The following is a 12,907-nucleotide window of genomic DNA, read 5'->3' on the forward strand; positions in this document are numbered from 1 at the left end:
TTTAGCGACTGCAAACAGGGATGTCAAACCGGACGGTGAAAATCACCGCAGTGAGGCAACAATCGCATGACTGGCGCTGAAGCTGGCGATAACATTCATGCCGATGTGAAGCTGACGCTGTTCCGTTTCACGGTTATCCAGCGTGGCACACAACGTTTCGCCACTGGGTAAGGTCATCAGCACTTCACTCACCTGCTGGCCTTTTTCGATAGCGGTCAGCGTTGCGGCAAGCTGATTCTCGGCATCAGTGGGCGCGGTATGCACACTGACCCACGGGGCCTTGATTAATACCAGCACCTCTTTTCCGGCGTGCAAATTCAGCCGTTCTGCGCTGCGCTCGGTAAGGGCAATGTTGAGCCGCGTCACGCCATCGGCAAGCAGAATCGTCAGATGCTGTATCACCTGCTGAGCATCATTGTGCACGACGGTACCAAACAGTTGATTACGTGCACTGGTTTGCAGGGAGGAGCGGGCGATAGCCGCGAGTAAGCTGTCGAGCGGCAGGGTATCCTGCTGCAGCGCATCGAAGGCATGTTGCTGAATCTTTTCCATCAGGCCAAACAGCTGTACCAGTCGTTCACCGTAGCGGGTTAACTGCGCGCCGCCACCGCCTTTGCCCCCGGTCGCGCGTGCCACGACTTCCTGCCCGGCCTGGTGGTTCATGTCGCTGATGGCATCCCAGGCGCTTTTGTAACTGATGCCCGCCAGTTTAGCGCCCTGACTGATGGAGCCGGTTTGCTGCACGCGTTGCAGCAAGGCAATGCGGCGGGGATCGGCAAACAGTTTCTGCTGCAGGCGAATATGAAGGGTGAGGTCGGCTTGCATGGTGGCTCCTGCAAAGGGTAAGTCGCGTGATCGGGCTGATGATAACGAGCTTTGCGCCTCAAAGTAAAAGCACGAAAAGGTCTGCGCAAATTTTTACTGAGCCGTTACAATCTCTTTTTTATCCGCAAAGTGGGACTTTCCATGCTGGAACTCATTAAAAGCCTCGCCGTGGCAGTGATTATGGTACCTGTGGTTATGGCGATTATGTTAGGCCTGATTTACGGTCTGGGTGAAGTGTTTAACCTCATCTCTAAAACGGGTCGCCGCGACAACACTAACGCCCGCTCTCAGCATTAATCCTCCTGCAACGTCCGTCTCAGCACGGACGTTGCTGTTTTACGTCCACGCTTTTCTTCCTCTTTTAATCATTTTGTCTGGCTGTCAGGCCGTTCGCTGTATTATTTTATATATAACGATCACTGGAGAAAAATCATGCGTTTAACCTTACTACGTTCCGCAACTGTCGCCGTAATTGCCCTGTCACTGGCCGTTCCGGCGCTGGCAGCCGATAAAATCACCGTCTTTGCGGCGGCCTCACTGACCAATGCGCTTAACGAGATTGCGGCACACTATAAGAAAACACATGGGACAGAGGTGGTGTCGTCATTTGCCTCGTCGTCAGTCCTGGCCCGTCAGATTGAGCAGGGCGCGCCCGCCGATCTGTTTATCTCAGCCGATCAGCAGTGGATGGATGATGCGGTCGCGAAAAAAAGCATGATCGACACAACCCGCTATACCCTGTTGGGCAACGATCTGGTTCTGATAGCGCCACGTAGTGAGAACGCCAGGCCGGTAACGATTAACGATAAAACCGACTGGAAACGTCTGTTGAAAGGCGAACGTCTGGCGGTCGGCGATCCCGATCATGTGCCGGCGGGCATCTATGCCAAAGAGGCACTTGAGAAGCTGGGTGCCTGGTCTTCACTGTCACCTGTGCTGGCGCGCGCCAACAATGTCCGTGCCGCCCTGGCGCTGGTGGAACGTAATGAAACGCCTTACGGCATTGTGTACGGCTCTGATGCGGTCGCCAGCCAAAAAGTCCAGGTGGTCGGCACCTTTCCGGAAGACAGCCATAAACCGGTCGAATATCCTGTCGCGATTGTTAAAGATCGCGACAACGCGGCCGTTAAGGCTTTTTATAACTACCTGAAAGGGCCGGAAGCGGCCGCAGTGTTTACCCAATACGGATTCACGCCTAAAAAATGATACTCAGTGATGTTGAATGGCAGGCCGTGATGCTCAGCCTGCAGGTCTCCGGCATTGCCGTCCTGTGCAGTCTGCCCTTCGGCATCCTTATGGCATGGGTTCTGGTCCGCTGCCAGTTTCCGGGTAAAGCGCTTCTGGACGGTGTGATTCACCTGCCGCTGGTGCTGCCGCCGGTGGTGGTCGGTTATCTGTTACTGATTGGCTTGGGCCGACGCGGCTTTATTGGTGAAAAGCTGTATGAATGGTTCGGCTTTAGCTTCGCGTTTAGCTGGCGCGGTGCGGCACTGGCGTCGGCGGTGATTGCCTTTCCGCTCATGGTGCGGGCCATTCGCCTGGCGCTGGACGCCGTGGATATCCGGCTGGAACAGGCGGCCCGGACGCTGGGCGCGGGCCGCTGGCGGGTCTTTTTTACCATTACGCTGCCGTTAACGCTGCCCGGTATTATCGTCGGTACGGTGCTGGCCTTTGCCCGCTCACTGGGGGAATTCGGTGCCACTATTACATTTGTTTCCAACATTCCTGGCGAAACGCGCACGCTGCCGCTGGCGATGTATACGCTGATTGAAACGCCCGGGGCAGAAGGGGCCGCTGCGCGTCTGTGCGTTATCGCGGTGGTGCTGGCACTGGCCTCCTTGCTGGTGTCTGAATGGCTGGCGCAATGGGGCCGGAAACGGATGGGGGCCGGATGCTGACGCTCGATTTCACACAACGGCTGGGCGAACACGAGCTGGAGATCAACGTGACGGTTCCCGCCAACGGCATCACGGCAATATTTGGCGTGTCGGGTGCGGGTAAAACCTCGTTAATCAACGCGATTGGGGGGCTGACCCGGCCGCAGCGCGGGCGCATTCAGCTGCATGACCGTGTGCTGTTTGACGCCGAACAGCAGATTGCCTTGCCGCCTGAAAAGCGCAACGTGGGTTACGTTTTCCAGGAGGCGCGACTGTTTCCGCACTATCGTGTCCGGGGTAACTTACGCTATGGCCTGGCAGCCAGTATGAAAGGGCAGTTTGACACGCTGGTGGACTTACTGGGACTCGAACCCTTACTGGACCGTTTTCCGCTCTCGCTCTCGGGCGGCGAAAAGCAGCGGGTGGCCATCGGGCGGGCGTTGCTCAGCGCCCCTGATATCCTGTTAATGGATGAACCCCTGGCCTCGCTGGATTTGCCGCGCAAGCGTGAGCTGATGCCATATCTGCAAAAAATGGCAAAGCAGGTGGATATCCCGGTGCTGTACGTTTCTCACAGCCTCGACGAAATTCTGCAACTGGCCGAGACGGTGCTGGTTCTGGATCACGGCAAGGTGAAGGCCTTTGGCCCGCTGGAGCGGGTCTGGAGCAGCAGTGCGATGCGCCCCTGGCTGCCGGTCAGCGACCTGACCAGCGTACTGCGCGTTCAGGTGCTAGAGCATCATCCAGATTACCCGATGACGGCGTTATCGTTGGGCGATCAGCATATCTGGGTCAGTCGGGTAAATCAGCCGGTCAAAACGCCGTTACGGATAAGGATAGCGTCGGCCGATGTTTCGTTGACGCTGCAACCGGCAAAACACAGCTCTGTTCGCAATGTGCTGCCGGCACAGGTGGTGGAGTTAATTGAGGTGGGCGATCAGGTGGAGGTTAAGCTGCGCATCGGTATCAGCGAACTCTGGGCGCGCATCTCTCCCTGGGCCCGGGACGAACTTAACATTCGCCCGGAGCAGTGGCTGTACGCGCAGATTAAAAGCGTCTCTGTCACACCGGAATGACCCGCTGAAACCGTGCTCATCGGGTCAGTGAAACTTACAGAACGAGCTGATAAAGCGTCTCGGCAATGCCGGTTTCCAGATTCGTACCGATGACCCTCTTCGCCCGGGCTTTAATGGCGTCATCCGCATTGCCCATGGCCACGCCCAGCCCCACCGTTTCCAGCATGCTCAGATCGTTGTAGTTGTCGCCAAAGGCAATGACGTCCTGCATTGTCAGCCCGATGGATTCTACCCACTGCGCCAGGCGCTTGCCTTTACTGTTACCGCCGCGGGCAACGTCGACCTGATCGTGCCAGGACCATTCGCAGGCCAGACCCAGCTCGTCTTGCGCACGCTGCGCAAACTGCTGCAACGCTGCTGTGTTGTCGTGAGACAGGGCAAACTTCCAGATCGACTGCGCCTCTCTGGCGGCCTGCGCCAGGCTGTCCACCTGTCTGAACACCGGACGCTGATGTGGAGGTAATGACTCACTCCATTTCAGCGTACGAATCACATGGCCGGTCGGCGTTTGATAGAGCATCGCATCGTCCACATACAGCAGACCGTGAATATGATGTTCATCCAGCATCTCGATCACACGTACCGCAACGTCGGTATCCAGCGGATCGGCAGCCAGGACTTTTTTCGCCGGATAATCGTACAGGTAGGTCCCGTTACAGCAGATGGCGGGCGTATCCAGATTGAGCGTCTGGTAGAAAGGATGAATGGCACAGTGATGGCGTCCGGTCACGATAATCACCTTGATGCCCGCTTTGCGCGCCTGGGTAATCGCTTCTGTGGATTGGGGCAGAATGGTTTTCGTCGGGGTCAACAGCGTGCCGTCAAGGTCGAGGGCGATTACACGATAGCTCATTAATCCTCTCATCTGGATAGGTTAGCGAAACAGCAAGTCTACACCTGACTGTGGCCCGGAAACAAAAATCAGGGTACAAATCATTCCAGCGAGACAGAAAAAAACGCGCTACAGTGACCTGCAGAACAACATGAGTCAGCGAAAAAGGAGAATACATGAAGCAGGTTGTCTACACCGCCAGTCCCGAGAGTCAACAAATCCATGTCTGGCAGTTGAACGATGAGGGCACCTTGACGCTACTGCAGGTAACGGATATCGCCGGTCAGGTTCAGCCTATGGTGGTCAGTCCGAAAAAAGATTTCTTGTATGTGGGCGTGCGTCCGGATTTCCGCGTGCTGGCCTTTAGTATTGCGCAGGATGGCACCTTAACGGAAGCGGGTCAGGCGCCGTTGCCGGGCAGCCCCACCCACATCTCCACCGATCACGCTGGCCGTTTCCTGTTTTGTGGCTCCTACAATGATGCCTGCGTCAGCATCAGCCCCATCGGCGCTGACGGTGTGCCCCAGGCTCCGAGCCAGGTGATCGACGGTCTGGCAGGTTGTCACTCTGCGAACATCGATAATGCCGACAGCACGTTATATGTGCCCGCGCTCAAACAGGATCGCATCTGCCTGTTTAACCTCGGGGCGGACGGTCAGTTAACGCCGCATTCCCAGCAACAGGTCACTACGGCAGAGGGCGCGGGCCCGCGTCATATGGCGTTTCATGCCAACGGCCAGTACGCCTACAGCGTTAATGAACTTAACAGCACGGTCGAAGTCTGGTCACTGAAGAATGCACACGGCAAAATGGAATCGGTGCAAACGCTCGATATGATGCCGCCTGATTTTACCGGCACGCGCTGGGCCGCCGATATTCACCTGACGCCGGACGGACGTTTCCTGTACGCCTGCGATCGCACCAGCAGCACCATTACGGTGTTCAGCGTGAGTGAAGATGGCGCGCTACTGACGGTGCAGGGCTTCCAGCCGACCGAAACGCAGCCGCGGGGCTTCAATATCGACCACACGGGCCAGTATCTGGTGGCGGCAGGACAGAAGTCGCATCACATTGAGCTATACCGCATTACTCAACCGCAAGGGCAACTTGAACCTGTCGGCCGTTATGCCGTTGGACAGGGCCCAATGTGGGTTGTGGTACATCAGCTGGCTTAACGTTCAGCGTTGCCGCTCCCGGGCGGGAGCGGCAGAAGAGCACGCGCAGTCAGACGTAATGAACGGTCAATGACGCGCTGGCTAATACGTGAAAATGCACGTTGAAGCCCACCATCGCGCCGCTGGCGCCTGCATCGACCTCAATGCTCTCCACATCCAGCGCATGGACGCTAAAAATGTAGCGGTGCGTTTCACCCGCCGGTGGCGCGGCCCCGCCGTACCCGGCCTGGCCGAAATCTGTGCGGGTTTGCACGGCACCTGCAGGTAAGGCGGCTTTACCGGAACCCGCACCCTGCGGCAGCGATGTGGTATCGGCCGGAAGATTGGCGACCACCCAGTGCCACCAGCCTGAGCCGGTCGGGGCATCAGGATCGAAACAGGTCACGACAAAACTTTTTGTGCCTTCCGGCGCGTCTTCCCAGGCAAGATGCGGTGACACATTTTCGCCCTGATAGCCCATCCCGTTGAAAACATGCTTTTCCGGCATTTTGTCGCCGTCGTGTAAATCCTGACTATAAACTCGCATCACATCTCCTTGGGTTTATGGTGACTGCGTCTTCATCTTAACCAAAACCGCCTGGACGTCCAGCCTTCAGGGCTCAACGCAGAAAATGGCCGGGGTTCGCCAGGGCTGCGGCCATGGCCTGGATCAGCGTATCCAGTGCTTCAGGCGCGATGATATAGGGCGGCATCAGGTAGATCAGACGACCAAAGGGCCGAATCCAGACGCCCTGACTGACGAAAAACTGCTGCAGGGCGGCCATATTCACTGGACGGTGAGTTTCTACCACGCCAATCGCGCCCAGCACACGAACATCGGCTACCGCTGGCGACTGGCGCAGTGGCGTCAGTCCCGCCTGAAGCTGACGCTCGATAGCGCTGACCTGCCCGCGCCAGTGGCCTTCCTGTACCATTTTCAGGCTCTCCGTCGCGACGGCGCACGCCAGCGGATTGCCCATAAAGGTTGGGCCATGCATAAAGCAGCCCGCCGGACTGCGGCTGATGGTATCGGCGACATCACGTGTGGTCAGCGTGGCGGCCAGGCTCATCGTGCCGCCGGTCAGGGCTTTGCCGACGCACAGGATGTCCGGTGTGATCGCCGCATGTTCGCAGGCAAACAGCATGCCGGTGCGGCCAAAGCCCGTGGCGATTTCATCAGCGATCAGCAGGATGCCGTAACGATCGCACCACTCGCGTACCCTCTGCAGGTAGCGGGGATGGTAAAAACGCATGCCGCCCGCGCCCTGTACGATGGGCTCCAGAATCACCGCGGCCAACTGATGCTGATGCTGTTCGATCAGCCGGGCGAAATCCTGAAAATCTTCTTCATTCCAGGCCGCGTCAAAACCACATTGCGGCGCCTCGGCAAAGTGGTGCTCGGGCAGATAGCCGCGCCACAGGCTGTGCATGGAATTATCCGGATCGCACACCGACATCGCCGCAAATGTATCACCGTGATAGCCACGCTTAAGGGTTAAAAACTGCTGACGCGTTTCTCCCCGACCCAGCCAGTACTGCAACGCCATCTTCATTGCCACTTCGACGGCAACGGAGCCGGAGTCTGCAAGGAATACGCACGCCAGCGCGTCAGGTGTCATCGCCACTAACTGACGACACAGCGCCACCGCGGCGGGATGCGTAATCCCGCCGAACATCACGTGGGACATCTGGGCCATCTGCTGCTGCAGGGCCTGGTTCAGGCGTGGATGGTTGTAACCATGAATCGCCGCCCACCAGGAGGACATCCCGTCTACCAGTGTGCGCCCATCCGCCAGCTGCAGCGTGTAACCCTGTGCCGCCACGACCGGGTAACAGGGCAACGGTTGCTGCATGGAGGTGTAAGGATGCCAGATATACTGGCGGTCGAATTCGGCGTCCTGAAGCGTAAACATCGTAGTTGTAAACCAAAATAAAAAGATTTAGTTTACAAGTATAACCACGTTAACTGTCGGGATGACACCTTTTTTGGAGTACGTAATGTCACAACGTTGGACGCTAGCCCAGGCACAGGCCCTGTTTGAACGCCCGTTTCTTGAACTGATGTTTGAAGCACAGCAGGTACATCGCCAGCACTTCGATCCGCGTCAGGTTCAGGTCAGCACGCTGCTGTCGATTAAAACGGGTGCCTGCCCGGAAGACTGCAAATACTGTCCGCAAAGTGCCCGCTACAAGACCGGGCTGGAATCAGAGCGCCTGATGGAGGTGGATGAGGTCCTGCGTTCGGCGCAAAAAGCGAAAGCGGCCGGATCCAGCCGCTTCTGCATGGGCGCGGCGTGGAAAAACCCCAGCGATCGCGATATGCCTTATCTGGAAAAAATGGTCGAAGGCGTGAAAGCAATGGGCATGGAAACCTGCATGACGCTGGGAACGCTGAGCGACAGCCAGGCCCAGCGTTTAGGTCGCGCCGGGCTGGACTTTTATAACCACAACCTGGATACCTCGCCGGAGTTTTACGGCAACATCATTACCACGCGCAGCTATCAGGAACGACTGGATACGCTGGGCAAGGTGCGCGAGGCTGGTATCAAGGTCTGCTCGGGCGGGATTGTTGGCCTGGGCGAAACGGTTAATGATCGCGCCGGGTTGCTGGTGCAACTGGCCAACTTACCGACGCCGCCGGAAAGCGTGCCGATCAACATGCTGGTCAAGGTGAAAGGCACCCCGCTGGCAGACAATGACGATGTCGAACCTTTCGATTTTATCCGCACGATAGCCGTCGCCCGCATCATGATGCCTGCCTCGCACGTGCGTCTGTCGGCGGGCCGCGAACAGATGAATGAACAAACCCAGGCGATGTGCTTTATGGCCGGGGCTAACTCGATTTTTTACGGCTGCAAGCTGCTGACCACGCCAAACCCGGAAGAAGACAAAGATATGCTGCTGTTCCGCAAGCTCGGACTGAATCCGGAACATACTCAGACCGCCCATGGCGATAATGCGCAACAGCAGCAGCTCAGTGAGCAACTGCTCAATGCCGACACAGAAAAATTCTATAACGCGGCGCTGTAATGGGCTGGCCGCAACGCATACAGCAGGCGCTCGCGCAGCGCCGTGCTGAAGAGGGCTGGCGCGAACGGCGCGTAGTTGACGCCAGTCAGACGCGCCTGATCCGCTATGCAGGCCGGGATTATCGTCACTTTTCCAGTAATGATTATCTTGGGTTAAGCCAGCACCCGGCGGTGATTGCCGGATGGCAACAGGGCGCGGCACTGGCCGGGGCGGGGGCAGGCGCATCCAGCCATGTCACCGGTTTCCAGGCTCTTCATGCCACCCTGGAAGCGCAACTGGCCGGGTGGCTGGGTTATCCCCGGGCATTACTGTTTATTTCCGGCTTTGCCGCCAACCAGGCGGTCATTCACCTGCTCGCCGGGAAAAACGATCGCATTCTTGCTGACAAGCTGAGCCATGCCTCGTTGCTGGATGCTGCAAGTCACAGCCCTGCGCAACTGCGTCGTTTCGCCCATAACGATCCGGACAGTCTGGCTGTGCGACTGAGTGCGCCCTGTGAAGGGCAAACGCTGGTGGTCACGGAAGGGATCTTCAGCATGGATGGTGACAGCGCGCCGTTACAGACGCTGGCGGCGCAGTCGCGTGAGGCCGGGGCCTGGTTACTGGTTGACGATGCGCACGGCATTGGCGTCACAGGTGAGCAGGGGCGCGGCAGCTGTTGGCAACAGGGCATTAAGCCCGAACTGCTGGTGGTCACCTTCGGTAAAGCCTTTGGCGTCAGCGGCGCGGCATTGCTGTGTGATGACGCGACGGCAGACTATTTTGTGCAGTTTTCGCGCCACCTCATCTACTCAACCGCCATGCCGCCAGCACAGGCCAGCGCGTTACTGGCCGCCCTGAAACAGGTGCAGGCAGGCGATGGACTGCGCCAGCGCCTGAGCCGCAACATTGCTCATTTCCGCCGGGGCGCCTCCTCCTTGCCCTGGTCGCTTATGCCGTCATCCAGCGCCATCCAACCGTTACTTGTTGGCGATAACGCCCAGGCGATGGCCTTGTCGGCCCGTTTAGCCGAAGCCGGTTGCTGGGTCAGCGCGATTCGTCCGCCTACCGTACCGCCGGGCACGGCACGTTTGCGCATCACGCTGACCGCCGCACATCAGCCAGACGATATTGATGTCCTGCTGGAGGCACTTCATGACGCTGCACATTGATAAACGTGCCGTAGCCAGAGCCTTTGGGCGCGCGGCGTCGTGTTACGACAGGCATGCCGAACTGCAACGGATCAGCGGGGATGCGCTGCTGGCATGGGTGCCTGCTCAAACCGGTCCACAGGTGCTGGATGCGGGCTGTGGCACCGGCTGGTACAGCCGGCTATGGCGCGACCGGGGGAAACAGGTCATGGCGCTGGATCTGTCGCCGCAGATGTTGCATCAGGCCCGGCAAAACGCGGTGGCGCATCATTATCTGGCGGGCGACATCGACGCACTGCCGTTAGCCGATCAGAGCATTGACCTGTTATGGAGCAATCTGGTGGTGCAATGGAGCGACGATTTGCCGGCCGCGCTCAGACAGTTTACGCGGGTGCTGAAACCCGGCGGCTGTATGCTGTTTTCAACGCTGAGCGCGGGATCGCTGCATGAGGTTCACGAGGCCTGGTCGCATCTTGACGCGCATGTGCACGCCAACCGCTTTCTGCCGGCGCAGGCGATCGCCGCGGCCTGTGCTACACAACGGCTGCGCTGTCACGCGCAAACCGTCACCCTGCATTTTCCCGATGCGCTCAGCGCCATGCGCTCTCTGAAGGGCATTGGCGCAACGCATCTGCATGCCGGACGGGCCGATTATGTGCTGACGCGTCGCCGTCTGGCACAGCTTGAAGCTCACTGGCCACGGGACGAACAGGGTTTCCGTCTCAGTTATCATTTGATGTATGGAGTAAGTGAATCATGACACGCTGGTTTATCACCGGTACCGATACTGAAGTCGGTAAAACCGTTGCCAGTAGCGCCCTGCTGCAGGCGGCGAGCGCAGCAGGCTACCGCTGTGCGGGCTACAAACCGGTGGCCTCGGGCTGTACGTTAACCGCAGAAGGCATCCGTAACAGCGATGCGCTGGCGCTGCAACGTTACAGCAGTGTGCCGCTCTGCTATGAGCAGGTGAATCCGCTGGCCTTTATGGAGCCGACATCGCCGCATATCGTTAGCGCAGAGGAGGGCAGGCCAATTACCTTTTCAACGCTATCGGCAGGGCTTCGCGAGCTGGAGCCGCTGGCTGACTGGATTCTGATTGAAGGCGCGGGCGGCTGGTATACGCCGCTGTCTGAGACGCAAACCTATGCCGACTGGGTTGAGACTGAACGGCTACCGGTGATTTTGGTGGTGGGTGTAAAACTGGGCTGTATTAATCATGCCATGCTGACCGCCGAGGCGGTAAGGGCGCGTGGACTGCGACTGGCTGGCTGGATTGCCAACACGGTTCAGCCGCCCGGCCAGCGTTATCAGGCATACCTTACGGCCCTGAAGGAGCGCCTGCCCGCGCCTTGTCTGGGTGTCATTCCCTGGTTAGCGGATGACAGCCAGCAGGCGGACTGTGGTCACTATCTGACGCTACCGGATTAATCACGCCATCGTCAGCCATTTATCGAGCGTACCGTCATCCAGCAGGGTGACGTTACCCTGCGCCACATTACGCCCGCGATGCAACAGCAAAAAGCTGTCAGCGACGCGCCGAATCAGGGAAACCCGCTGCTCCAGCAGCAGAATCGTCAGGCCGTAATCCCGGTTAAGACGCCGAATCAGGTTACCCATCTCTTCTTCCAGCCAGGGCGCCATGCCATCGGCGGGCTCATCCAGAATCAGCAGGCGTGGCTGTAATACCAGCGCGCGGGCAAGGGCCAGTTGCTGCTGCTGGTAAACCGGCAAATCCCCGCTGCGCTGTTGACGCAGTGAATAGAGAGCCGGCAGAAGATCAAAAATCATTTCCGGGATAGGCCGGTGATTTTCGCGCGATTCAGCGCCTGCCAGCAGGGCAATCAGTAAGTTATCTTCTACGCTCATCTGCGTGAAAATATGTCGTCCCTGTGGCACGTAACCAATGCCCTGACGTGCACGTTGATCGGCAGGCTGCGACAGCAGGTCCTCTGGCGGCGAGCCATCCTGCTGCCAGCTAATCGTGCCGCTGTTGATGGGAAGCTTACCCATGATGCAGTTCACCAGCGTGGTTTTTCCCATGCCGGGACGTCCCAGTATGCCGGTACAGGTGCCGGGGGGCAGGTCAAGGTCCACATTCCAGAGAATATGATTTTTTCCGTAAAACTGATTCACCGACCGTAAACTTAGCATCTGACGCGCTCCTTCCAGATAATTAACCTGAATGTTTTGCTGCTCATAACGGGTAAATCGCACTAACAGAATAGCAGGGCTATGACTGCTGCTGTGGCGCATGACATCCTGATCACAGAGCATGCAATTACCGGGCCAGAGTCGGAGTGAACGAAGTTTGCGCGCTTAACATGCGGAATTTTGACGGTTTAAATATAAGTAAAAGTGAACAATTGACGGGCGGGACGACTGCGCAGCGCGATGAGGGTGCAGGAAAAATGAGCGTCAGGTGCAGTTGCCCATAAATGGCGCAGGCAGTCTGCTGTAAAAAACAGCAACCTGAAAAGCCAGACGATCAACGTTGAATGCGCGCCATGCATCGCGCTAAAACAACGCTATTGGCGTTAAAAATTTCGCTAAAAAAAATTTTTTTTCATCAAAACGCGGCGGCAGAAAAAATTATGCACAGCCGATATTCCAAGGCCTCTCATCAGTTATCCACTATTCCTGTGGATAACCTTGTGCATTAGATAATGAAAACAGGTTAGAAGCGAGGAAATACGCGGCCTGGTCACGTAATGATGACAATCTGGGCTTTTTTTACTTACTATTAAAAATCAGTGTGTTAGTAAAAAACAAGCCTGCCGGATTGGACGCGATTCATCAAACTGCAATTTTATGACACAGGCTTGACAAATGTTAAATCAATACGTGGCTTGGGGATAACCTTGCGCAACAAAAACGGGTGTTTGCCTAGGCAAAAGTGCCAGAGTCAAGTAAAACCTGGCGACAATACTGTGCATCATCACTGGTATTATATCCAGTATTTTTTTCTGGCAAAATTGCCATAGCA

General features: G+C 57.3%; 14 protein-coding genes. 9 read left to right on the plus strand and 5 right to left on the minus strand.

Features of this window, described 5'->3' with window-relative positions; translation table 11 throughout:
* Window positions 1-42 precede the first annotated feature (42 nt).
* The gene (gene modE, locus G5574_RS19570) at window positions 43-825 is read right to left on the minus strand and encodes a molybdenum-dependent transcriptional regulator (protein ID WP_164483069.1); all 783 of its coding nucleotides are present in this window, start codon (window positions 823-825) and stop codon (window positions 43-45) included.
* Between the two features lie 141 nt (window positions 826-966).
* Between modE and G5574_RS19575 the strand changes: the two genes are divergently transcribed.
* From G5574_RS19575 to modC, 4 genes are all read left to right on the plus strand, one after another.
* Complete coding sequence (locus G5574_RS19575) at window positions 967-1,122, plus strand: AcrZ family multidrug efflux pump-associated protein (RefSeq protein ID WP_006118494.1); 156 nt, start codon at window positions 967-969, stop codon at window positions 1,120-1,122.
* Between the two features lie 135 nt (window positions 1,123-1,257).
* Window positions 1,258-2,031 (plus strand): molybdate ABC transporter substrate-binding protein, encoded by a 774-nt coding sequence (gene modA / locus G5574_RS19580; RefSeq protein WP_174250605.1) that lies wholly within the window; start codon window positions 1,258-1,260, stop codon window positions 2,029-2,031.
* A complete protein-coding gene (modB, locus tag G5574_RS19585; protein WP_006118496.1) occupies window positions 2,028-2,723 on the plus strand; it encodes a molybdate ABC transporter permease subunit in 696 nt (231 codons plus the stop codon). The genes modA and modB overlap by 4 nt, the downstream gene beginning before the upstream one ends.
* Window positions 2,717-3,778, plus strand: a complete 1,062-nt coding sequence (modC, locus tag G5574_RS19590) for a molybdenum ABC transporter ATP-binding protein ModC (protein WP_164483266.1) — start codon at window positions 2,717-2,719, stop codon at window positions 3,776-3,778. The genes modB and modC overlap by 7 nt, the downstream gene beginning before the upstream one ends.
* A gap of 34 nt (window positions 3,779-3,812) precedes the next feature.
* Here the strand turns inward: modC and G5574_RS19595 are convergent, their stop codons facing one another.
* Window positions 3,813-4,631: a pyridoxal phosphatase gene (locus G5574_RS19595; RefSeq protein WP_058701081.1), complete on the minus strand. Its 819-nt coding sequence runs from the start codon at window positions 4,629-4,631 to the stop codon at window positions 3,813-3,815.
* Between the two features lie 155 nt (window positions 4,632-4,786).
* On the opposite strand from G5574_RS19595, the gene pgl reads away from it, so the two are divergent.
* The gene (gene pgl / locus G5574_RS19600) at window positions 4,787-5,785 is read left to right on the plus strand and encodes a 6-phosphogluconolactonase (RefSeq protein ID WP_164483070.1); all 999 of its coding nucleotides are present in this window, start codon (window positions 4,787-4,789) and stop codon (window positions 5,783-5,785) included.
* A 49-nt stretch (window positions 5,786-5,834) separates the two neighbouring features.
* Here pgl and G5574_RS19605 read toward each other — a convergent pair whose 3' ends face one another.
* The gene (locus G5574_RS19605; RefSeq protein WP_033737738.1) at window positions 5,835-6,311 is read right to left on the minus strand and encodes a kinase inhibitor; all 477 of its coding nucleotides are present in this window, start codon (window positions 6,309-6,311) and stop codon (window positions 5,835-5,837) included.
* 73 nt (window positions 6,312-6,384) lie between these two features.
* Window positions 6,385-7,677 (minus strand): adenosylmethionine--8-amino-7-oxononanoate transaminase, encoded by a 1,293-nt coding sequence (gene bioA / locus G5574_RS19610; protein ID WP_164483071.1) that lies wholly within the window; start codon window positions 7,675-7,677, stop codon window positions 6,385-6,387.
* An 85-nt stretch (window positions 7,678-7,762) separates the two neighbouring features.
* On the opposite strand from bioA, the gene bioB reads away from it, so the two are divergent.
* Genes bioB through bioD form a run of 4 tightly spaced genes read left to right on the plus strand, consistent with a single transcriptional unit; the run spans window position 7,763 to window position 11,352 of the window.
* Complete coding sequence (gene bioB, locus G5574_RS19615) at window positions 7,763-8,794, plus strand: biotin synthase BioB (protein WP_006118502.1); 1,032 nt, start codon at window positions 7,763-7,765, stop codon at window positions 8,792-8,794.
* Window positions 8,794-9,945: an 8-amino-7-oxononanoate synthase gene (gene bioF, locus G5574_RS19620; RefSeq protein WP_033737737.1), complete on the plus strand. Its 1,152-nt coding sequence runs from the start codon at window positions 8,794-8,796 to the stop codon at window positions 9,943-9,945. Before bioB ends, bioF begins: the two co-directional genes overlap by 1 nt.
* Window positions 9,929-10,684 (plus strand): malonyl-ACP O-methyltransferase BioC, encoded by a 756-nt coding sequence (gene bioC, locus G5574_RS19625; protein WP_164483072.1) that lies wholly within the window; start codon window positions 9,929-9,931, stop codon window positions 10,682-10,684. The genes bioF and bioC overlap by 17 nt, the downstream gene beginning before the upstream one ends.
* Window positions 10,681-11,352, plus strand: a complete 672-nt coding sequence (gene bioD, locus G5574_RS19630; protein WP_054634286.1) for a dethiobiotin synthase — start codon at window positions 10,681-10,683, stop codon at window positions 11,350-11,352. The genes bioC and bioD overlap by 4 nt, the downstream gene beginning before the upstream one ends.
* Here bioD and G5574_RS19635 read toward each other — a convergent pair whose 3' ends face one another.
* Window positions 11,353-12,075: an ABC transporter ATP-binding protein gene (locus G5574_RS19635; protein ID WP_033737785.1), complete on the minus strand. Its 723-nt coding sequence runs from the start codon at window positions 12,073-12,075 to the stop codon at window positions 11,353-11,355. It abuts the gene before it with no gap.
* Window positions 12,076-12,907 lie beyond the last annotated feature (832 nt).

Origin of the sequence: Pantoea stewartii (assembly GCF_011044475.1) — a bacterium.
GTDB lineage: Bacteria > Pseudomonadota > Gammaproteobacteria > Enterobacterales > Enterobacteriaceae > Pantoea > Pantoea stewartii.